This is a genomic window from Methylophilus sp. UBA6697, from assembly GCF_002454655.1.
Lineage (GTDB): Bacteria > Pseudomonadota > Gammaproteobacteria > Burkholderiales > Methylophilaceae > Methylophilus.
This window is the reverse complement of the sequence record NZ_DKJH01000005.1, coordinates 1-22,144: the sequence shown is the minus strand read 5'-3', so window position 1 is coordinate 22,144 and position 22,144 is coordinate 1. Positions and strand designations below refer to the sequence as shown.

General features: G+C 50.9%; 20 protein-coding genes. 10 read left to right on the top strand and 10 right to left on the bottom strand.

Features of this window, described 5'->3' with window-relative positions; translation table 11 throughout:
• Positions 1-47 precede the first annotated feature (47 nt).
• The 6 genes from B3355_RS03010 to B3355_RS02985 all read right to left on the bottom strand — a co-directional run bounded on the left by B3355_RS03010 (position 48) and on the right by B3355_RS02985 (position 8,718).
• Entirely contained in the window at positions 48-503 is a 456-nt protein-coding gene (locus tag B3355_RS03010) for a DUF4149 domain-containing protein (protein WP_024929137.1), read from the bottom strand.
• A 12-nt stretch (positions 504-515) separates the two neighbouring features.
• On the bottom strand, positions 516-998 hold the full coding sequence (gene greA, locus B3355_RS03005; protein WP_019882774.1) for a transcription elongation factor GreA: 483 nt from the start codon (positions 996-998) through the stop codon (positions 516-518).
• Positions 999-1,105: 107 nt separating this feature from the next.
• Positions 1,106-4,321, bottom strand: coding sequence for a carbamoyl-phosphate synthase large subunit (gene carB / locus B3355_RS03000; RefSeq protein WP_047517332.1), 3,216 nt, complete (start codon positions 4,319-4,321; stop codon positions 1,106-1,108).
• A complete protein-coding gene (gene carA, locus B3355_RS02995) occupies positions 4,321-5,460 on the bottom strand; it encodes a glutamine-hydrolyzing carbamoyl-phosphate synthase small subunit (protein ID WP_024929139.1) in 1,140 nt (379 codons plus the stop codon). The genes carB and carA overlap by 1 nt, the downstream gene beginning before the upstream one ends.
• A gap of 232 nt (positions 5,461-5,692) precedes the next feature.
• A complete protein-coding gene (gene dapB, locus B3355_RS02990) occupies positions 5,693-6,499 on the bottom strand; it encodes a 4-hydroxy-tetrahydrodipicolinate reductase (RefSeq protein WP_292780030.1) in 807 nt (268 codons plus the stop codon).
• 32 nt (positions 6,500-6,531) lie between these two features.
• Positions 6,532-8,718, bottom strand: coding sequence for a L,D-transpeptidase Cds6 family protein (locus B3355_RS02985; RefSeq protein ID WP_292780028.1), 2,187 nt, complete (start codon positions 8,716-8,718; stop codon positions 6,532-6,534).
• 130 nt (positions 8,719-8,848) lie between these two features.
• Here B3355_RS02985 and fur point away from each other — a divergent pair, with 130 nt between their 5' ends.
• Both fur and B3355_RS02975 read left to right on the top strand, forming a co-directional pair.
• The gene (fur, locus tag B3355_RS02980; protein ID WP_019882779.1) at positions 8,849-9,268 is read left to right on the top strand and encodes a ferric iron uptake transcriptional regulator; all 420 of its coding nucleotides are present in this window, start codon (positions 8,849-8,851) and stop codon (positions 9,266-9,268) included.
• A 56-nt stretch (positions 9,269-9,324) separates the two neighbouring features.
• The gene (locus B3355_RS02975; RefSeq protein WP_292780027.1) at positions 9,325-9,852 is read left to right on the top strand and encodes a DNA-deoxyinosine glycosylase; all 528 of its coding nucleotides are present in this window, start codon (positions 9,325-9,327) and stop codon (positions 9,850-9,852) included.
• 51 nt (positions 9,853-9,903) lie between these two features.
• Here B3355_RS02975 and B3355_RS02970 read toward each other — a convergent pair whose 3' ends face one another.
• The 3 genes from B3355_RS02970 to B3355_RS02960 all read right to left on the bottom strand — a co-directional run bounded on the left by B3355_RS02970 (position 9,904) and on the right by B3355_RS02960 (position 12,871).
• Entirely contained in the window at positions 9,904-10,083 is a 180-nt protein-coding gene (locus B3355_RS02970) for a hypothetical protein (RefSeq protein ID WP_019882781.1), read from the bottom strand.
• A 235-nt stretch (positions 10,084-10,318) separates the two neighbouring features.
• Positions 10,319-11,980 (bottom strand): DNA repair protein RecN, encoded by a 1,662-nt coding sequence (gene recN, locus B3355_RS02965; protein ID WP_292780025.1) that lies wholly within the window; start codon positions 11,978-11,980, stop codon positions 10,319-10,321.
• A 21-nt stretch (positions 11,981-12,001) separates the two neighbouring features.
• Positions 12,002-12,871 (bottom strand): NAD(+) kinase, encoded by an 870-nt coding sequence (locus B3355_RS02960; protein ID WP_292780023.1) that lies wholly within the window; start codon positions 12,869-12,871, stop codon positions 12,002-12,004.
• 103 nt (positions 12,872-12,974) lie between these two features.
• Between B3355_RS02960 and hrcA the strand changes: the two genes are divergently transcribed.
• From hrcA to hemH, 3 genes are all read left to right on the top strand, one after another.
• Positions 12,975-13,991 carry a heat-inducible transcriptional repressor HrcA gene (gene hrcA / locus B3355_RS02955; RefSeq protein ID WP_019882784.1) on the top strand — a complete coding sequence of 339 codons (1,017 nt, stop codon included), beginning with the start codon at positions 12,975-12,977 and terminating at the stop codon, positions 13,989-13,991.
• A gap of 118 nt (positions 13,992-14,109) precedes the next feature.
• Positions 14,110-14,343: a glycine zipper 2TM domain-containing protein gene (locus tag B3355_RS02950; protein WP_292780021.1), complete on the top strand. Its 234-nt coding sequence runs from the start codon at positions 14,110-14,112 to the stop codon at positions 14,341-14,343.
• A 102-nt stretch (positions 14,344-14,445) separates the two neighbouring features.
• Positions 14,446-15,552 carry a ferrochelatase gene (hemH, locus tag B3355_RS02945; RefSeq protein WP_292780019.1) on the top strand — a complete coding sequence of 369 codons (1,107 nt, stop codon included), beginning with the start codon at positions 14,446-14,448 and terminating at the stop codon, positions 15,550-15,552.
• A gap of 76 nt (positions 15,553-15,628) precedes the next feature.
• On the opposite strand, the gene B3355_RS02940 is transcribed toward hemH, so the two are convergent.
• Positions 15,629-16,186, bottom strand: a complete 558-nt coding sequence (locus B3355_RS02940; RefSeq protein ID WP_292780017.1) for a PEP-CTERM sorting domain-containing protein — start codon at positions 16,184-16,186, stop codon at positions 15,629-15,631.
• 283 nt (positions 16,187-16,469) lie between these two features.
• Between B3355_RS02940 and rfaD the strand changes: the two genes are divergently transcribed.
• The 5 genes from rfaD to B3355_RS02915 are packed head-to-tail and all read left to right on the top strand — an operon-like array spanning position 16,470 to position 22,064.
• Complete coding sequence (gene rfaD, locus B3355_RS02935) at positions 16,470-17,459, top strand: ADP-glyceromanno-heptose 6-epimerase (protein ID WP_024929149.1); 990 nt, start codon at positions 16,470-16,472, stop codon at positions 17,457-17,459.
• Positions 17,460-17,483: 24 nt separating this feature from the next.
• The gene (locus tag B3355_RS02930) at positions 17,484-18,044 is read left to right on the top strand and encodes a D-sedoheptulose-7-phosphate isomerase (RefSeq protein ID WP_019882790.1); all 561 of its coding nucleotides are present in this window, start codon (positions 17,484-17,486) and stop codon (positions 18,042-18,044) included.
• Positions 18,044-19,516 (top strand): D-glycero-beta-D-manno-heptose-7-phosphate kinase, encoded by a 1,473-nt coding sequence (gene rfaE1 / locus B3355_RS02925; protein WP_292780012.1) that lies wholly within the window; start codon positions 18,044-18,046, stop codon positions 19,514-19,516. Before B3355_RS02930 ends, rfaE1 begins: the two co-directional genes overlap by 1 nt.
• Positions 19,513-20,538 (top strand): lipopolysaccharide heptosyltransferase II, encoded by a 1,026-nt coding sequence (gene waaF, locus B3355_RS02920; protein ID WP_292780010.1) that lies wholly within the window; start codon positions 19,513-19,515, stop codon positions 20,536-20,538. Before rfaE1 ends, waaF begins: the two co-directional genes overlap by 4 nt.
• Positions 20,535-22,064: a hypothetical protein gene (locus tag B3355_RS02915; protein ID WP_292780008.1), complete on the top strand. Its 1,530-nt coding sequence runs from the start codon at positions 20,535-20,537 to the stop codon at positions 22,062-22,064. The genes waaF and B3355_RS02915 overlap by 4 nt, the downstream gene beginning before the upstream one ends.
• Positions 22,065-22,144: the final 80 nt, after the last annotated feature.

Genomic DNA, 22,144 nt, shown 5'->3' with positions numbered 1-22,144 from the left:
TCATCAAATAAAAAACGCGCTAATGAAAGCGCGTTTTTTATTTGCTTCTAGCTGGATTTAATCACCAGCCAGACACCTAGCAAACATTCCACCAAGTAAGCAATGCTGGCAATGCCGTGCCAGGTTTTAAAACGGCTGGCAAACACGCTTTGCATCACATCATTCGGCAAAGCGCTTGCTTTCAATTGTGCCAGCAGCGGCTGAATGCCAAATTCACCGATCAGCACCAGTACCCACATCAGGAACACCACCCAGAACAAGCCTTGTTTGAACGCAGAGAAGCCATCATTCGCCAGGCGCTGTATCAGCAACCATAAGCCACTCGCCAAGCCAATATAGCTGACAATGCTAAACAGTTTTCCAGCCACCAGGCCTGCCAATTGGCGATCTGGAATGGTTTGGAACAAGACACTGGCGGTGATGGCCGTCATCCATAATGCGCCCACCCACGCTGTCAATAACAGCGGATTCATCCAACCTGTGAGTCCTGCTTGTTTGGCCATGGCCGTGCACTCCTAGATATAGAGTACTTCAATAATTTCGTACTCTTTGACGCCGCCTGGTGATTGTACTTCAACCACTTCGCCTTCAGACTTGCCAATCAGGCCACGCGCAATCGGTGAGCTGACAGAAATCTTGCCGTTTTTAATATCCGCTTCGTCCTCACCAACGATCTGGTAGGTTTTGGCATCACCAGAATCCAGGTCTTCAAAACGCACAGTGGCACCAAACACCACGCGGCCTTCCGCGTTCAACATGGTTGGATCAATCACTTGCAAGTTAGATAACTTGGCTTCCAGCTCGGAGATACGGCCTTCGATAAAGCTTTGACGCTCTTTGGCAGATTCGTATTCAGCATTCTCAGACAAGTCACCCTGTGCACGCGCTTCAGCAATCGCCTGAATGATATTAGGGCGATCTACCGCACGCAAACGTTGTAATTCTTCTTTGAGCAATTCTGCACCAAGCACGGTCACAGGAATTTGATGTACTGCCATGTTGAAATACCTTCAAAAAATAAGTATAAAAAAAATAAACCACACCCGAAAGAGCGTGGCTTATTTCAAATATCAATTACGTCTATGCAATTGAACTTAAGTGTAAGTTAAGCCAGGCGTTTGTGCAAGTCCTGCACTGAGTAGACATTCATGTCCTTGCTTTGCGCCATGCCGATACAAGCGGCACGTGCACCAGCCAGGGTCGTGTAATACGTGACCTTGTTTTGCAGCGCGCTGCGACGAATCTCGTAAGAATCCGTAATGGCTTTCTTATCCTCAGTCACATTGACAATCAAACTGATCTCATCGTTCTTGATCATGTCGACAATATGCGGGCGACCTTCGGCCACTTTGTTCACAGGAGACACGTCCAGACCTTGCTGTGACAAGGCACGTGCGGTGCCTTTAGTCGCCACCAGCGTAAAGCCAAGTTTGACCAGATCTTTGGCAATGTCGATCACTTTTGCGTGGTCTTCGTTGCGCACACTGATGAACGCCTTGCCGCCAGTAGGCATTTTCACAGAAGCACCCAGTTGCGACTTCACAAATGCTTCAGCAAACGTCGTGCCTACGCCCATGACTTCGCCAGTCGACTTCATTTCCGGCCCCAGAATAGTATCTACACCCGGGAACTTGATGAAGGGGAACACGGCTTCTTTCACTGAGTAATAAGGTGGCACCACTTCTTTGGTGACACCTTGTGATTTCAGTGATTGACCTGCCATGCAACGCGCGGCAATCTTCGCCAGTTGCAAGCCACAGGCTTTGGATACGAACGGCACTGTGCGCGATGCACGCGGGTTGACTTCCAGCACGTAGACCACTTCACCTTGTTCGGTATTTTGCACCGCAAACTGCACGTTCATCAGGCCTTTAACGCCCAAGGCTTTGGCCATTTGTACGGTTTGTTTGCGCAGCTCATCCTGCAGGCTGTCGCTCAGGCTATAAGGTGGCAATGAACAGGCGGAGTCACCAGAGTGCACACCGGCTTGTTCCACGTGCTGCATGATACCGCCGATCAACACGTCTTCGCCGTCGCTCAACGCATCAACGTCGACTTCAATCGCGTCATTGAGGAAACGATCCAGCAAGACCGGAGATTCGTTAGAGACTTTTACCGCCTCACGCATATAGCGCTCGAGCTGGCTTTGCTCATGCACGATTTCCATGGCGCGACCGCCCAATACGTAAGAAGGACGCACCACCAATGGGTAACCAATCTCCGTCGCCAGGCGAATCGCCTCTTCTGGCGCACGCGCAGTACGGTTAGGTGGCTGCTTCAGGTTGAGTTTATGCAACATTTGCTGGAAACGCTCACGGTCTTCCGCACGGTCAATCGCGTCTGGCGTGGTACCGATGATAGGCACACCGGCTTTTTCCAGGTCACGTGCCAATTTCAATGGCGTTTGGCCACCGTATTGCACAATCACACCGACCGGTTTTTCAATATTGACGATCTCGAGTACATCTTCCAGGGTCACTGGCTCGAAGTACAAGCGGTCAGACGTATCGTAATCAGTAGAAACTGTCTCCGGGTTACAGTTCACCATAATGGTTTCATAACCATCTTCGCGCATGGCGAAGGCCGCATGTACGCAGCAATAATCAAACTCAATACCCTGGCCAATCCGGTTAGGACCACCACCCAATACCATGATCTTTTTGTTATTGGTTGGCTGTGATTCGCACTCTTCTTCATAAGTGGAATACATATACGCAGTGTTGGTCGCAAACTCTGCCGCACAGGTATCCACGCGTTTGTACACTGGGCGCACATTCAGTGCCTGACGGAACGCACGCACCGCGTGCTGATCCGTGTTCAGCAATTTAGCCAAGCGGCGGTCAGAGAAGCCTTTACGCTTCAGGCTAAACAGCGTTTCCTTGTTCAAATCTGCCAATGACTTCACCGACAGCGACAGTTCCAGCTTGATGATTTCTTCAATCTGTACCAGGAACCAGCGGTCGATTTTTGTGATATCGAAAATCTCGGCAACACTCATGCCCAGGCGGAAAGCATCTGCCACATACCAGATACGCTCAGGGCCAGGCTCACCCATTTCCTTCACGATACGGTCTTTGTCATCGGTGACAGAATCCAGGCCGTCGACGCCCACTTCCAGGCCACGCAGGGCTTTCTGGAAAGATTCCTGGAAGCTACGGCCCATGGCCATGACTTCACCTACAGACTTCATCTGTGTGGTCAGGCGACTATCGGCCTGCGGGAATTTCTCGAACGCGAAACGTGGCACTTTGGTCACCACATAGTCAATCGACGGCTCAAACGAAGCTGGTGTTTGACCACCCGTAATTTCGTTGCGCAATTCGTCCAGGGTAAAACCTACGGCCAGCTTGGCTGCCACTTTGGCAATTGGGAAACCAGTGGCTTTAGATGCCAGCGCAGATGAACGCGACACACGCGGGTTCATCTCAATCACGATCATGCGGCCATCATCAGGGTTGATAGCGAACTGCACGTTAGAACCGCCGGTATCAACGCCAATTTCACGCAGCACCGCCAATGAGGCGTTACGCATGATCTGGTATTCTTTGTCGCTCAGCGTTTGTGCTGGCGCCACCGTGATACTGTCGCCAGTATGCACACCCATCGGGTCCAGGTTTTCAATCGAACAGATGATGATGCAGTTGTCCGCTTTGTCGCGCACTACTTCCATCTCGTATTCTTTCCAACCCAGCAGTGACTCTTCAATCAGCAATTCGTTGGTAGGTGACGCATCCAGGCCGCGTTCGCAAATGGCGATAAACTCTTCGCGGTTATAAGCAATACCGCCGCCGCTGCCACCCATGGTGAATGAAGGGCGGATAATCGCAGGATAACCAATCGTTGCCTGCACTTGCAGTGCCTCTTCCAGGCTATGCGCAATCGCAGAGCGTGCAGAACCCAGACCGATTTTGGTCATGGCTTCTTTAAATTTCTGGCGATCTTCGGCTTTATCAATCGCTTCTTTAGATGCGCCAATCAGCTCGACATTGAATTTCTGCAATACGCCATGCTTGTCCAGATCCAGCGCACAGTTCAGCGCAGTCTGGCCGCCCATGGTAGGCAGCAATGCATCCGGACGTTCTTTTTCAATGATCTTTTCCACCATCTGCCAGGTAATTGGCTCGATGTAGGTCGCATCCGCCATTTCCGGGTCGGTCATGATGGTCGCCGGGTTAGAGTTCACCAAAATAACGCGGTAACCTTCTTCACGCAAAGCCTTACAGGCTTGCGCACCTGAATAGTCGAACTCACAGGCCTGCCCAATGACAATGGGACCGGCACCGATAATCAGAATACTTTTAATGTCAGTTCTTTTTGCCATTAGATGGACTTTCTTTCTTGCATTAACTGGATAAAGCGGTCAAACAACACGCTCATTTCTTGCGGACCCGGGCTGGCTTCAGGGTGACCCTGGAAGCTGAATGCTGGTTTGTCCGTACGCGCAATGCCTTGCAGACTGCCATCAAACAAAGACACATGTGTCACTTTGACATTGGCTGGCAAGGTCGCAGGGTCGGCGGCAAAACCATGGTTCTGGCTGGTGATATACACACGCTTGCTGTCCACATCCTGCACTGGATGGTTAGCGCCGTGGTGACCAAATTTCATCTTCAGGGTTTTAGCGCCGCTAGCCAAAGCCAGCAACTGGTGACCCAGGCAAATACCAAACGTTGGGATACCAGTATCAACCAGTGTTTTAATCGCGCTAATCGCGTAATCACATGGCTCTGGGTCGCCGGGGCCGTTAGACAGGAAAATACCATCAGGCTGATAAGCCAAGGCTTGCTCTGCTGTCGCCTGTGCTGGCAACACCGTGACCTTACAGCCACGCGAGACCAGCATGCGCAGAATGTTGCGTTTCACACCGTAGTCAAACGCGACCACGTGGAATTGTGACTCAGCCTTTTTGCTGAAGCCTGCGCCTAATTGCCACTCGGCCTCAGTAAACTCGTAAGGCTGGGTACAGCTCACCACTTTGGCCAGGTCCATGCCAGCCAGGCCAGGGAAGCCATTCGCCAAGGCCAGTGCCTGCGCTTCATCGACAGACTCACCAGCCATAATACAGCCAGCCTGAGCGCCTTTTTCACGCAGAATACGGGTCAGTTTGCGGGTATCGATATCAGCAAGTGCCACCACATTGTTGGCCTTGAGATAATCAGAGAGATTTTGTTCACTGCGGAAATTGCTTTCCAATAAGGGCAAGTCACGAATAATCAGACCCGCAGCATAGACTTTGCCTGACTCGACATCTTCACTATTGGTACCGTAGTTACCAATGTGCGGATAAGTCAGTGTCACAATTTGTTCGGTATAGGAAGGATCGGTAAGAATTTCCTGATAACCGGTGATGGAAGTGTTAAACACCACCTCACCGACCGTATGACCGGAAGCGCCAATGCTAATGCCCTTAAAAACAGTTCCATCTGCTAAGACTAAAATCGCTGGAATTGTTTTTGACACCTTTAGCTCCTTAAGTTTGATACGAAACACATCGTTTAGAGGGTTCATCGCATCGCCAGAAACCGGGTTCAAGCTGCGGTGAATAGATGTGCAAAACGGGAAAAGCTTGTTGGACTCTTCCCGTTCAGAATTAAAGCATTATAGCGCAAATCGACTGCCCACTCAAGGGCAACTCGCAGGCAATACTGCTTTGGTGACTCAAACCAGGCAGGCCTTAGCTGCCTGCTAAAAATCAGCTTTTATCAAACCCCAGCACATCGCGCATATCAAACAAACCCTGTGGTTTATCGGCCAGAAACTTGGCCGCACGTAATGCACCCTGGGCAAAGGTAGCACGGCTAGATGCTTTGTGTGTTAACTCGACACGCTCACCCACGCCTGCCAACACCACAGTGTGATCACCGACCACATCGCCACCGCGCAAGGTCGCAAAGCCTATCGTGCCTGCCTCGCGCTCACCGGTCACGCCTTCACGTGCATATACTGCGCAATCCTTTAAGGCTTTATCAATGCCTTTGGCTGCAGCTTCACCCAGACGCAGCGCAGTACCAGAAGGCGCATCCACCTTGTGGCGGTGATGCATTTCCACCACTTCAATATCGTAGCCTTCATTGAGCACGCGTGCCGCTTGCTCAACCAGGTTAATCAACAAGGTCACACCGACACTCATATTAGGCGCAAACACTACGCCAACGTTTTTGGCAGCTGCCTCAATACTGGCTTTTTCAGCTTCATTAAAGCCGGTGGTGCCAATGACTAATTTCACATTTGCCTGCTGGCAAGCTTGCAGATACTGCATGCTGGCTTCCGGACGCGTGAAATCTACCAACACATCCGCACCCTGCAATGCAGCAGCGATATCAGCACTGATTTTGACGCCTGTTTGCTTACCAAATTGTTCACCGGCATCGCGCCCAATCATCGGGCTCTCGGCACGATCCAACGCAGCATGCAACTGCAAACCACTATCCGAAAAAACACCTTCCAGTAAGGCATGCCCCATACGGCCGGACACACCAGCAATCACAACGTTCAACATCACTCGCTCAATCATTCTTTAATAATTTAGGATTAAAACCCGATTTGTTCCAGCACGCCATCCAAGTGCTCTGAACTACCTTCAGGCGCAGTCACCTGCTGTTTGGCGGCAGGCACATCTGCACCGCTGGCAGCGCTTTCACGCACAATCAACCAGCGGTTGTTAGTGGTATCCAGCTTCAACTCCAGACGCTTGACCATCTCGTCGCTAAACGACTTCGAAGCATATTTCTGCGTGAAGGTCGCAATAGCAGTATCCCCATCACGACTCACATTCACATCTGCGAGTTCCAGGCTGATTTTGCCTTGCTGTGGCGACAAGCGCTTTTTACGTTGCGCTTCCCAGGCAGCACGGCTAGGCAAACCCTCTGGCACAAAAGCCGGTGAATAAGCCGCAAAGTAGGCGCTGGCATTCTTGCTACGCCAGGCCTGCGCCCACGATTGAATAGCAGCATCCACACTGGTTTCAACCGTAGCCGCACTACTGGATACGGCACCCGCATCAGTAGCAACGGATGCACTGGTTTTTGCTGACTCCGTCGCCGCAATCACAGCACCGGCAGCAGCCTCTGTGCGCTCACGCGTAATTAACCAGCGCTTTTGTGCAGGCGCATAGCGCAACTCCAGCGTTTTGTTTAATTCATCCTTATAAGCTCTGGCAGCATATTTTTGCTCAAATTGTACGGTGGCTGTCGAACCATCACGTTGCACCTGCGTATTATTCAGCACCAGTGTAATGTTACCTGCCGCAGACAAACGCTGCTTGCGCTGTGCTTCCCAGGCTTTTTTGGATGGCAAACCTTCCGGGACGAAATCAGGCGCATAGGCCGCCAGATAGTTTTTAACATCCTTGGTCCGCCAGGCTTGCGCCCAAGCAGCCACGGCCTGATTAATATCAGCATCCCCAGCTGGCGCCTCTTGCGTTGCTACTGGCGCTGGTTCAACCACTTTAGCGGCGGCAGACTTAGCCTGCGCCGGCTTCTCTTCCGCAGCAGCCAATGTGGCCGCCGTGGCCGCAGCTTGCGCGACCGGTTTTACAATCGGCTTGCTCACAGGCGGCGGTGGCAATTCCGGCTCTGGTTCAGGCTCTGGCAACTGCTCCGCCACAAACGTGGGTGACGCCTCGGCAGCACGATCTGCTTTAGGTGCAACCCCTTTTTCGGTCACCTGATGCGCTTCAGCATCTGTTGCGGGCGCATTGGCTTCAGCCATATTGCCTTTGACCATTTCCTGCTCGGTCGGCACCACTGGCGCCACATACTCACCCTCAGGAATATAGGGAATCACTTCATCATCTTCAACGGCTGCCACGGCAGCAGTTTTGGCAGCTGGTACAGCCTGCTGCGCTGGTTTGACAGCCGTTGCGGCAGCTTTTTTAGTCTCCGCAGGCTTCACAGCCGCGGCAGCAACGGTCGCCGCAGCCACCACAGGCGCAGTAATACTCCTGCTGGCTGCTGGCGCGGCTTTGACTGCTGGTGGCAAGACAGCCTCAGGCTCTGCAGTCACTGCTTCTTGCTTAAACACTGGCGGCGGCTCTACAGTATCTGCAATCTGCGCAGCCATTTCTTTTTCATTAACAGGATGCGCCTTGGCCTCAGTCACCTGATTGGCTGCCGCATATTCACCTTCAGGAATGTAGGGAACGACTTCCTCTTCCGCAGCAACTACTTTGCTACTTGCCGTGTCAGCTTGCGCTTTGTTGGCCTTAGCCTCTGTCGCAGCAACTGCAGCGGTAGCGGTAGCGGTAGCGGCCGCAGCTTCTGTGGTTTTATCAGCAGCGACCTCTTCTGCTTTCCAGAATTTCAGCTTATCCGTCCAGGCCTGCTCTTTTTCAGCCTCGACTTTTTTCTGTGGTGCTTCTGCAATAGTTTTAATATCAGGATTCTCTGCCGACGGAATCACGTCACCACGCACAGAAACCAGGCTATCCTTGTCAAAGTCGAGAATCACTCTGCGTTTCTCAACGACGGCGCCCTGTTTACGCAGCTCATAAAAATAATCCCAGCGGTTATCACGGAAACTATCTACAATCAGCGGAGTCCCCATAATGTAGCGCACTTGCGAACGTGTCATGCCTGGACGCAGTTGCAATAGCATTTTGGAAGTGACAACATTACCTTGCTGCACTTCCATCTTGAATGGCTTGACTGAAGGAAGTTTGGCACCGCACCCACTCTCCAGAGATGCGACAGCCAACACAAATAAGATAGAATTACGCATTGGATTCACTTTATAATCGGTATTATTGAGAATAATCATTAATATACCACGTAGTTTCGCCAATCAAGTATGGCAGGCGACTTAAGGCGTGACAAAACTTAACGACAGACAACACCAATGGACAAAACCTATGCATGATCCCAAAGAACTTAAAAATGCAGGCCTCAAAGCGACGCTACCGCGTCTGAAAATTCTGGAGCTGTTTGAAAATAGCGAGCAGCGCCACCTGTCTGCCGAGGACATTTACAAAATCATGATTACCAATGGTGAAGACGTGGGTCTGGCAACGGTTTACCGCGTTTTGACCCAGTTTGAGCAAGCGGGGCTGCTGGTACGCCACCACTTTGAAAGTGGCAAAGCCGTGTTTGAAATGAATGAAGGCAGCCATCACGACCATATTGTTTGCGTGAAATGTGGCCGCGTTGAAGAGTTTTACGACGAAGAAATCGAAAAAAGACAAAAAGCAGCAGCAGAACAGTATGGCTTCAGCATGCAAGACCACTCACTGACCATTTATGGCCTGTGCAAAAAACAACCTTGCACTGAATAATCACCACTATCATGGGTTGATGCTCTTCGGCGAGCATTGGCCCATCGCACCTCTGCTTGCCTGAACTCACCCCTACACCAGCACATTACGCTACCGGATTTGCGCCTGTCGCTAGCCCCGATGCGCGTATTCTGATTCTGGGCACCCTGCCTGGCATCGCGTCACTCAAACAGCAACAATATTACGCACATCCGCAAAATGCTTTCTGGCGCATATTGGAACGACTATTCGATATCCCGGCAGATGCGCCTTACCACATGCGCTGCCAATCTGCACAAGATCATGGACTAGCGATTTGGGACGTTTGCCATGCAGCACAACGCACAGGCAGCCTGGACAGTAACATTCAGGGGCACAGCATTATTGCCAACGACATCAACGGACTATTAAAGACCTGTCCACACATCGCGCTGATTGCCTGTAATGGCCAAGCTGCTGCACAATTGTTCAAAAAACACATTCGTCTTGCACGCGCAATCAATACTGTACTGCTGCCCTCAACCAGCCCTGCCAATGCGAGATTACGGTTTGAGGAAAAACTGGCGCAATGGCAGGTGCTGAAACAACACCAAGAAGCGCAATAGATCAAAAAAAAACGACCTGACATGTCAGGCCGCGCTGTTAACAATCGCTATTTATCTGGCGAACACTTTATTGGTGACTATGGCGACTGCCCCAAGCACAATCGAAATCACGCCCATGAACAGATTGCCCTTGTCACCACAGACGATGCAGTGCACCCCGCCCGGTGTAATCATCAACCCACCAATAACAATCACCCAGGCCCAAGCTACTAATCCTACCCATCTATACATATGAATCTCCTCAGCATTTAATGTGAACAAAGCAGCGAATCGCAGTGACGGTATTGAAAACAATAATTAATATAATTTAACAATAGGTGAAGAGATTAAAGCACGATTCCAGACAGCAATCAACGCCAAGCCATAGGAGAGGGAAAATAAACATCAGGAGAAATAAACCGGCGACTTGCAAATACATCTGCAAGCGCTATAGCCACACACCATGTGCGACCATGCATTGAAGCGATCAGGCCAGATTAGCCTGTAACATTTCCCGCGCATGATCGCGCGTGGTTTCGGTGATCTGCAAGCCGCCCAGCATGCGGGCAACCTCTTCTACACGCTCATGTGCATCCAGCGTGCGAATCCTGCTCAAGGTCGTGCCCTGCTGCTCTGACTTGCTGACTTGCCAATGCTGTTGCGCCTGCGCAGCCACTTGCGCCAAATGGGTAATCACCAGTACCTGCCTGTGCTGACCCAACTGACTCAGCAGCTTGCCAACCACCTCAGCCACGCCGCCGCCGATACCGACATCGACCTCATCAAAAATCATGCATGGCACAGTGCCCAATGAGGCCGTGGTCACCTGCAAGGCCAGGCTGATACGCGACAACTCACCACCGGAAGCGACCTTATTGAGTGGACGCGGCTCCACCCCGGCATGACCGGCGACCAGAAATTCAACCTGCTCCAGACCATGTGCCGCAGGTTCTCCTGGGGTTAAAGCAACAGCAAACTGGCCACCTTTTAATGATAAGGCCTGCATTTGTTCGCTAATGGTTTTTGCCAGCTTGTTCGCCGCTTGCTGCCTGATAGATGACAGCTGCGCAGCCTGCGTTTGATAGCTTTGCCAGGCGGCTTGCACCTGCTTTGCCAAGGCACCATCATCCGCAAAGCTTTCCAGCTCAGCCATGCGGCCCAGTTGCGCGGCCAATAAATCTGGCAACTCATCTGGTTTAACGCGGAATTTACGCGCAGCACCATGAATCGCCTGTATGCGCGACTCCACTTCGGCCAGGCGCGCCGGATCCAGTTCACTTTTCTGCAAGTAACGATTCAAGGCACGGCTGGCTTCTTCCAACTGCACCACGGCAGAATCGAGCGTTTCTAGCATAGGCTGCAAACCGATATCAATCGCCTGCAGCTCCGCCAGTCTGGCTTGCGCTTGCGACAGTAAATCCAGCGCATTCACTTCATCGCCTTCGCTCATCATCTGCAAACTGGCTTCCATGCCACTGAGCAGGCTGGCACCATTGCTCAGCCGGGCATGCTCTTGCTGCAACGTTGCCCATTCTTCAATGGCAAACCCCAACTGTTTGAGTTCACGCGTGCTATCGCGCAACACAGCCAGTTCATCGGCAAACTGGCCGGCATTTTTTTCATACGCCAATTGTTGCTGATGCAGCTGCGACCACTCTTTATACAGTGTGCCAACTTGCTTGGCTAATGGCGCGGCTTGCGCATAAGCATCCAGAATCTCGCGCTGGGTAGCGACTTTCAGTAAGGAGTGGTGCGCATTCTGGCTATAGATATCAATCAGGGTTTCGCCAATGTCACGCAATTGGCCAACGGTGGCCGACGCACCATTGATAAACGCACGGCTACGGCCATCGGCATAAATGACACGGCGTAAAATCAGCTCATCGTCGACATCGATTTCTTGCGCTTGCAGCCACTCGCGCGCTGGCAGATTATTGCGGATATCGAAGGTGGTGGAAATTTCGGCCTTTTCGCAGCCTTTGCGCGTCACATCGCCTTCATTACGTGCGCCCAAGCTCAAAGACAAAGCATCAATCAGAATTGATTTCCCTGCCCCGGTCTCGCCGGTGAGCGCGGTATATCCCGCTGAGAACTCTAGTTCCAGCGTATCAACAATCACAAAATCTCGGATAGAAAGGGCTTGTAGCATGGGCTTTTTGTACGGGCCTGATTAGCCCCAGTTTAATTTGTTACGCAACATATCAAAATAACAATAATCTTTGGGATGTACCAGTTGAATTTCTTGTGGCGCACGTTCAATGCGCACATGATCTCCCACCATCAGCGGATATTGTCCCTGCCCATCGTAACTGATTTGGGCATCGGCGGCATTCACTACAATGACCTCAATCACGCTATACGCTGGCACTGTAATTGGCCGGTAACTAAGCGTATGCGGGCTGATAGGCACAATCGAAATCGCTTCCAGATCCGGATGCATAATCGGGCCACCCGCAGACAAACCATATGCCGTGGTGCCCGTTGGGGTGGTGAGAATCAGGCCATCAGACCGCTGACGCGAGACAAATTGTCCATCCACATGTACTTCCAGCTCAATCAGACGGAAAGCGCTTTTAATCACCACATCATTCAAAGCAACGGTGTGTTCTATGGCCTGCCCGGCACGTGTCACCACTGATTGCAGCAACATGCGAGACTCCAGCTGACACTCTCCTTGCAGGATTTTATCAATTTCGACCAGCATGTGATCGGTTTGCAAGTCGGTCAAAAAACCGAGGCGGCCACGATTAATACCGATGAGTGGCACACCAGTATCGCGCAAGGCACGGCCCACACTCAGCATGGTGCCATCGCCGCCCATCACAACCACCAGGTCAGCCTTGCTGCCTATATCATCCAGGCTAGCCAGTTCAAAACCTTCATCATCCACAAATTGTGCCGTGCGCTCTTCAATACAAACATGCAAGCCCTGAGACAGCAAGTGATGCGCCAAACGGGTCAAATCACTTTGCATGTGCTGCAAGGCGATGGCATCCATGTATTTTCCAACAATGGCAACGGAACGGAATGTAGATTGCATGGCCGCATTAAAGCATAGAAGCCCACAACTGAAAAGCGCAAGGGGCTGTTATCCTGAGCGTAAATGGTGCAAAATTTGAAACACAGCAACAAGGTGGTTAAAAGTGGATAAACGCGCGCAAATTTTGCTAAAAACGCTGGTGGAACATTACATCAGTGAGGGGCAGCCTATCGGCTCCCGTACCCTGCTTCAACATTCAGGCCTCGACGTCAGTCCGGCGACCATCCGCAACGTGATGAGTGACCTCGAACAATTAGGCTTTATTACCAGTCCGCATACTTCGGCTGGCAGGGTGCCCACTAAAAAAGGCTACCGCCTGTTTGTCGATTCGCTGATGACGGTGCAACCACTGGACCAGCGCGCCATGACGCAACTGAAAAGCGGCTTATCCTCGCCTAACCAGCAAGCGCTGATCAACAGTGCCGCCGATATGCTGTCGCAACTGACCCAGTTTGCCGGCTTGGTGATGATCCCGAAACGCACACGTAACGTGTTGAAGCACCTGGAATTTCTGCACTTAAACGATAAGAAAATCCTGGTGATTCTGGTGACTGAAGATGGCCAGGTACAAAACCGTATTTTGCTCACCGACAAAGCCTTTAGTGCCAGCGAGCTCACCGCCGCCAGCAATTACTTTAACAGCTATTGCCGCGGGCTTTCGCTCGAAGAAGTACAAGCCAAGCTCAAACAAGAACTGCAGCAAATGCAGGTGGATATTAACCGCCTGATGTCCGCCGCACTCGAGGCCGCCAGCCAGCCTGAATCCTCAGAGCAAGAAACCGTGGTCATTGCCGGGGAACGCAATTTACTGCAAGTGGATGAGTTATCCACCAACGTCGGCAGCCTGCGCAAGCTATTTGAGATATTTGAGCGCCGCACCGCACTCATGCAATTGCTCGATCATAGCCAGCGCGCAGATGGCGTGCAGATTTTTATTGGTGGTGAAAGTGGCTACTTACCACTGGACGAATGCAGTCTGGTGACCTCGCCGTATGAAGTAGATGGCCAAGTTGTGGGCACCTTGGGCGTGATTGGGCCGACGCGCATGGCCTATGAGCGCATTATCCCGATTGTTGATGTGACCGCCAAATTACTATCGAACGCATTATCGAACCAGTAGCCAGCTTCTTTACATTTGTCAGAAGACTCTGACATCACTATCAGCTTTAACCTGCTACAACCTAAACGGCCACTTTTATATACTGACCACACTATTTACTTATTGTGGAGAGATCAAAATGAACAGCGTAAATCAAAAATCTTTGCATAAAACACTTATCTGGTCTGTACTGTTAGCGTTGTGCCTGAGCACTACGGCCTGTGGCTCCATGAGCACGCGCGGTAAAAGTACAGCCTTAGGCGCAGGGATTGGTGCAGTCGGTGGTGCTGTATTAACCGGTGGTAGCGCCATTGGTACGGTTGGCGGTGCCGCCATCGGTGGCGTGATCGGTAACCAGATCAACAAAAAATAACTCACCCTGCGCCCCAAGCAACCGCTGACAGAGTATTAGCGGTTGCCGCACTTTTTTCACTGGCAAGCGTCATATAGGCTTTTATTCGCTTAAAATGCCTTTATGACCTATTACCAGCCAGAGCCTGCCTACACCCACGGCAGCCAACCAAAAGTGGGGATCTTGTTAGCCAACCTCGGCACACCAGAAGCGCCAACCGCCAAGGCATTACGTCCCTACCTGCAACAGTTCCTGATGGACAGACGCGTGGTCGAAATCCCGCGCCTGATCTGGTGGTGCATCCTACACGGTATTATTTTAATCGTCAGGCCCAAAAAATCTGCCGAAAAATACGCCAGCATCTGGCGCAAAGACGGTTCACCATTAATGGTCTATGCCGTGCAACAAAAAAAACTGCTGCAAGGGTACCTGTCACAAAAAATCAACTCGCCATTTGCCGTCGAATTAGGCATGACCTACGGCAATCCCAGCATGCAAAGCGCGCTTGAGTCACTCAAAGCACAAGGTTGCGACCGCATCCTCGTGTTCCCGCTCTACCCGCAATACGCCGCCAGCAGCACGGCGGCCGCGCTGGATGCGGTGTGGCGCGTGCTACTTAAAATGCGCAACGTGCCCGCCATCCGCACCATCAAACACTACCACGACCACCCGCGCTACATTCAAGCCCTGGCCAGCCATATCCAAACCTACTGGAAACAACACGGCAAACCCGAAAAACTGGTCATGAGCTTTCACGGCGTGCCTAAATTTCACCTGCTTAAAGGCGACCCCTACCACTGCGAATGCCATAAAACCGCTCGCTTACTGGCAGAGGCTTTAGGCTTAAGCAAAGCGCAATATGAAGTCGGCTTCCAATCCCGCTTCGGCCGCCAGGAATGGCTGCAACCCTACCTCGCCAACACACTGGACACCTTGGGCAAACAGCAACTCAAACGCATAGACGTCGTCTGCCCCGGGTTTAGCAGTGACTGCCTGGAAACCCTGGAAGAAATTGCCATGGAAGGCAAACATTTATTCCAGTCTGTGGGCGGTGGCGAGTACCACTATATTCCGGCACTGAATAATGAACCTGTGTGGATTGAAGCCATGCGCGATATTGCACTGGAGCATTTGCAGGGTTGGGTGAGTGATGACTTCAATCAGGTGCAAGCAGAAGCTGAGGCGCAAGCAAGTAAGCAACGTGCTTTGGCGATGGGTGCTGAAAAATAGCTCTCGGACATACAGCAGACATAAAAAAAGCGTAATTAAATTACGCTTTTTTTACTACCGACAGATAGTTTAATGATCAGGCTTGTTTGCGGCGAGTGACAAAGCCTAACAATCCCAGTCCGGCTAACAGCATGCCATAGGTTTCTGGCTCAGGCACATTTGCAACAGTAAACTGGAACTTATCGTAGCTGAAGCCAGCGCCTGTCGAGGAGTCATCAAAATACAGTTTTGTGATGTTTGAATAGGCGCTTAAATCAACCAAACCGTTTGACTCACGTGCAATAGTGCCGAGTAAAGAGGTGCCACTGAAAATGTTAATATCGAGATGGTCACCACTATCGTAACCGGCAAGCACAAACGAGAGATTATTCACTGCTGCTGTAAAGTCAACTTGCAAGTCTGCCTGGCAGTTAAAACCTGCCGTCAGAGCGCAGATTTCGCTGTCTATGCCTGACGCACCAACGTAAATATCTGACCCGAAAGATGTGATGGTAGCCTGCGGGAATACCAGAACAGTGGAGCCTTGAGCGCCGTGTGCTAACGTTGTGAAATCTAATGTATCAGCAAGCGTATTGGTTGAAAATAAAGCAACAAAGATTGATAGAGCGATACTGCGTTGTTTCAAGAACTTCATAACACCCTCCCCATAAATTATATTAATAATAAGAATTGCCCAACGATTGTAAGCTTATGATAGGAACATGTCTATAGCCCTTGGGGGCAAGGTAATTAAGGCTGAATTGACCCGGGTTTATACAGTGTCATTGCCCGCGTAAAAGTTTCCAGCATCAGCTAATGGTGACCACTATTGATCGACATCCATGAAAGTATTTATACATTCAACGCCTACTGATTCCTATGCCAGCCCTCGCCGATTACGCGTTATAATCGCGTTTTAACGTTTTTATCGTTCCCCTATGATCATTATCACCGGTGGTGCAGGCATGATTGGCTCTATCATGGCCTGGCATTTGAACAACAAACTGGGTCGGCAAGACCTGGTAATTGTTGACCGCATCACACATGAAAACCAGTGGCAAAACCTGGTGCACAGGCACTATGCCGAATACCTGGACAAGGACCAGTTGTTCGACTTTCTGGAAGATAACGACGACATCACAGCCGTGATTCATATGGGTGCCATCAGCGCGACCACCGAGCGCGACTTTAACAAGCTGGTGGCGGATAATATGCATTATTCGCAGGACTTGTGGTCTTGGTGTGCGGAATATGAAGTCCCCTTCTTTTACGCCAGCTCTGCCGCGACCTATGGCGGCGGTGAGCAAGGCTACGATGATGCCAGCATTGAAAACCTGCGCCCCTTGAATGGCTATGGCTATTCGAAACACTTTTTTGACCAGTGGGTGTTGCAGCAAGTCGCGCAAAAACAGATCACACCTCCCGCATGGGCAGGATTCAAGTTTTTCAATGTCTATGGACCGAACGAATACCATAAAGAACGCATGGCCAGCGTGGCTTACCACACCTTTAACCAGTTTAAAGAAACCGGCACCATGCGTTTGTTTAAAGGTACCAAGGCGGACGTGGAAGACGGCATGCAACTGCGTGACTTTGTCTATGTGAAAGACGTCGCAGATGTGATGGGATTTTTCCTTGAGGCTGCGTTGAAAAACAAACCAGCGGCGAATGCGATTTACAATATCGGCACTGGGCAAGCACGCAGCTTTAAAGACCTGGCGACCAATGTGATGACCAGCATGGATCGCGAACCCAATATTACTTATATTGATATGCCGCAAGATCTTCAGGGCAAATATCAGTACTTTACGCAGGCCGAGATGAAAAAGCTGCGCGATGCGGGTTATAAAAAGCCATTTACCACACTGGAAGAAGGCGTGAAGGACTACGTGCAGAACTATTTGCGGCAGGATGACCCTTACGCATAACCTCCTTCAGAAATTGTGAGCGATATGAATCATATTGAATATCTTAAAGGTGAGCACGCGGCACATGTAGCGATGTTTCAGGCATTGGAACCGCTATTCCCGCTGATTAGCGATGTTGGCAATTTGCTGCGCGACTGTATTCAGCGTGGCGGCAAGGTGTTGCTGTGCGGTAACGGCGGCAGCGCGGCAGATAGCCAGCATATTGCAGCCGAGATCGTTGGCCGCTTTAAAAAAGAGCGCAAAGGCCTGCCTTCTATCGCGCTGACGACGGATACTTCTATTCTCACCTCCGTTGGCAATGATTATGGTTATGACTACATTTTTGCGCGCCAGGTCGAAGCTTTATGTCGCCCCGAAGATATCCTCATTGGCTTGACCACCAGTGGTAACAGTGCCAATGTGGTGCGTGCGATTGAAGCTGCTAATGACATTGGCGCAACAACCATAGGCCTGACTGGCGGTAGCGGCGGCAAATTGAATGTGCTGTGTACACACAATATCGTCGTCCCCTCCAGCGTCACCGCCCGCATTCAGGAAGCGCATATTTTCATTGGTCACTGCCTGTGTGAAATTCTGGAATCCTGATGACTGCAACGGTATTGAATAACAACACGGCAACGCTGGTTGCCCATTTTGGCGAACAAAAACAGCATGCGCTGGTCATTGGCGATGTGATGCTGGACCGTTACCTGATGGGTGAGGTCAACCGCATTTCACCTGAAGCACCGGTGCCGGTGGTGCTGATCAAATCAGAGCAACAACGCGCAGGTGGTGCAGCCAATGTCGCAGCCAACCTGGCGCTGTTGGGTATCAACACCCGCATGGTAGGCCTGGTGGGAGCCGATAATGAAGGCCAGCTGTTACTGGCAGCCATGCAAGGCTGTGGCATAGATACGTCGGCCATGATCAACACAGCCACGCGCCCCACTATTGCCAAAACACGTATTCTGGGCGGGCATCAGCAAATGATGCGTCTGGATCAGGAAATCACCACTGAACTCTCAGCGGCAGAAGCACAAACCGCGACCGAAACCATTAACGCAGCCCTGGCGCAACAACCGGCGCTGGTGATTTTGTCAGACTACGCCAAGGGCTTGCTGACCGAACCACTATGCCAGCATGTGATTCAACATTGCCGCCAACATAACATCCCGGTCTTGGTGGACCCTAAAGGGCGCAACTATGACAAATATCGTGGTGCAACGGCGCTCACGCCCAACAAAAAAGAAACGGCTGAGGCCTGCGATACGCAAGTCCATGACGCAGCACTCATAGAGAAGGCCACTGCACTCAAGTCCCGTTTGGCGCTGGATTTCCTGGCCGTCACACGTGGTGAAGAAGGCATTACCCTGATTGCTGACCGTACCGATCATTTAAGCGCCACGGCCAAACAAGTATTTGATGTATCTGGCGCTGGCGATACCGTCATTGCCACACTGGCAGCCGGGCTTATGCATGGCTTGAGTGCGCTGGATAGTTTGTCACTCGCCAATATTGCTGCCGGTGTCGTCGTCGGCAAAGTAGGCACGGTGCCGATTACCAAGGCTGACCTGGTAGACGCCATTGCCACCGCACAAGGCAGCGAACAAGCACATAAAGTATGCGAATTGCCAGGCCTGCTGCAAAAAGTCGCAGCATGGAAACAACAAGGACAAAAAATCGTCTTTACCAACGGCTGCTTTGACTTATTGCACGCCGGGCATGTCACCTACCTTGAAGGCGCCAAAAAACGCGGAGACAAACTGATCCTGGGCTTGAATACCGATCGCTCAGTCTCTGCGTTAAAGGGCCCGACGCGGCCAGTGGTTAACGAACAGGATCGTGCCCGTGTCCTGGCAGCGCTAGAGTCTATTGATGCTGTCATCCTGTTTGACGAAGATACCCCGCTCGCGCTGATCAATGCCATCCAACCAGCCGTGATTGCCAAAGGTAGTGACTATACTGCTGAGCAAGTGGTAGGCGGCAAAGAAGTGCTGTCGTGGGGAGGCGAAATTGCCCTAATCGATCTGGTAGAAGGCCGCAGCACCACCAACCTGATTAAAAAACTGCACGCATGAACAAGATACTGGTGATGGGCCCGTCATGGGTGGGCGACATGGTGTTGGCGCAAAGCCTGTTCAAACAGCTCAAAATCGAGCAGCCTGATTGCCAGATCACCGTCGCAGCACCAGCTTGGACCATGCCATTGCTGGACAGAATGCCAGAAGTGTCACAAGCCATTGCCCTACCGTTTAAACATGGCGACCTGGCGTTGCGCGAACGCTTTCAATTCGGCCGTTCATTGGCAGGACAAGGGTTTACGCAAGCGATTTTGCTCACCAATAGTCTTAAATCAGCAATTCTGCCCTGGGCAGCCAAGATTCCGGTTCGCACAGGCTTTAAAGGCGAAATGCGCTATGGCCTGGTGAATGATATGCGTCCGCTGGATAAAACAGTGCTTAAAAAAACCGTGGAGCGCTTTGTCGCACTTAGCTTGCCAAAAAATGTCGCCCTGCCCGCACAATTACCGCAACCAGCATTACGGTCTGACCCGGCACATGCCAGCACATTATTAAAAACATTCAATATTGGGAACACTGACAAACCTGTGCTCGGGCTATGCCCGGGGGCAGAGTATGGCGAGGCAAAACGTTGGCCCGCAGAGTATTACGCAGAAGTGGCAAACCATGCCCTGAACCAAGGCTGGCAAGTATGGCTGTTTGGCTCAGAAAAAGATAAACCGGTCACAGCCAACATCCAGCAACTCACCCAACAACGCTGCGTGGATCTGGCTGGCAGCACCAAACTTGGTGAAGCCATTGATTTAATGTCACTGTGCCATACCATGATCAGCAACGACTCAGGCCTTATGCATGTCGCAGCAGCGCTGGATAAAAAGCTGATCGCCATTTATGGCTCGTCTGACCCCAAACACACCCCGCCCATGCATCCGCAAGCGGTGGTGGAATATTTAGGGCTGTCATGCAGTCCATGTTTTGAACGCGTGTGCCCGCTGGGGCATCTCAACTGCCTGCGGCAGATCCAACCTGATACCATCCAAGCCAAGCTGACGCGCACATATTTGGAGATGATAAAGTGAACCTCAGGCTTTCTTTAGGAAAAATCACGCCCAGGCAGTGGCTAGGCTTTTATCTGCTGGCTGCATTCCTCATTGCCTGCAAGATCATGTATAACCAGCACGGCTGGGTGAACAATGACTCGCTACTTTACTTTGAGCAAGCCAGACTCATCGCCGCTGGTGAATTTCAACAAGCCTTTAGCCTGTTTACCTGGATTTTTTATCCAGGCCTGCTGGCGCTGATACACACACTGAGCGGTATCGATATCCACGCTGCCGCCATTGGTTTGAACATCGCATGTTTTGTGCTGTTTGTGGCAGGCTTTCAACGCCTGTTGCTAGAAGCAGGGGCAAAAATGCGCACCTTGCATTGGGGACTTTTGTTACTGTTCTCAACGCAATACATCATCGGCGATGTATTAGGCATGCTACTCAGAGATGAAGGTTTTTGGGCGGCTTATACCTGGGGATTGGTATATTGGCTGCGCACACTCAAGCACCGACGCTGGCATGACATCTTGATGTTCCAATGCACAATGGCTATCGCAGTTTTATTCCGGATAGAAGCCTCCGCCTACTTGCTGGCTTTACCCCTGTTCTTGCTACTGCATCAGGCCATTGCCTGGCCTCAACGTGTCAAACTATGGTTACAAGCTAACACCATCGCTTTAATAACGGCAACCATTCTTGGCATTGCTATTCTTGCGGGTGTCTTACATATACAGCAACTTGGGCGTCTGCAAGAAATTATTACGCAACTGGCCAATTTATTCAGTGAGCGTATTTCTTTCATTAATCAGAAAGCAGACATTATCGGCAAACAGGTACTAGGCGACGACCTCGATGATTATAGTGTGTTCAGTTTGTGGGCCAGCCTGATTCTTATCGCATCCTTTAAAACCTTGAAAGTAGCTGGTTTACCGGCATTGCTTCTTGTCCTTTGGCCTAAACCTACCTGGTGGTTCAAACTGTCAGAACACACCAGGCACCTGGTGGTTGCAACATTATTGATCAGCTTCACGGTCAGCCTGGTGATCATTCTCAATGTGTTTGTACTCTCCAGCCGCTATGTCATCGCCTCCGGCATTATTGTCCTAACCCTCGCTGCTTTTGCCATCACTGAATTACAAAACCGCTGGCCAAAATGGGTAAGCATGGTGCTCGCTTGGCTGCTGGCCTGCTTGCTCATATATTCACTGTACGATCGTAATGCAATCGACCTCGATAGGCAGGCAGTCAATTACATTCAAAGCGTTAATACACAGCATAAACCGGTGTTCTACGATACGGAAAATGCCAGGTTTTATGCAAAGCAACCTTACCTTAACAGGTTGCTGGGTTACAGCTTATTCCCGCAACTGGTCTCTGATCAAGAAATTGAAAAGTATGACTACTATATGATCACGATTAGCAAACACGAGGCTGATATAGCCTATGAACAACAGGCACAGCAAATTTTAACGCAGCATCATTTCAGCCTGGTAAAAACGCTATATGGCTGGCGAAAAAAATCAAAAGTGTTAATTTTCAGCAGGGACGCTGATTAAAACCATCACAAATAAGTTAAAATTCGTAATAAAACATTTATCTCATAATTAAAACAATAATTCTTCTCATCGCATATGAT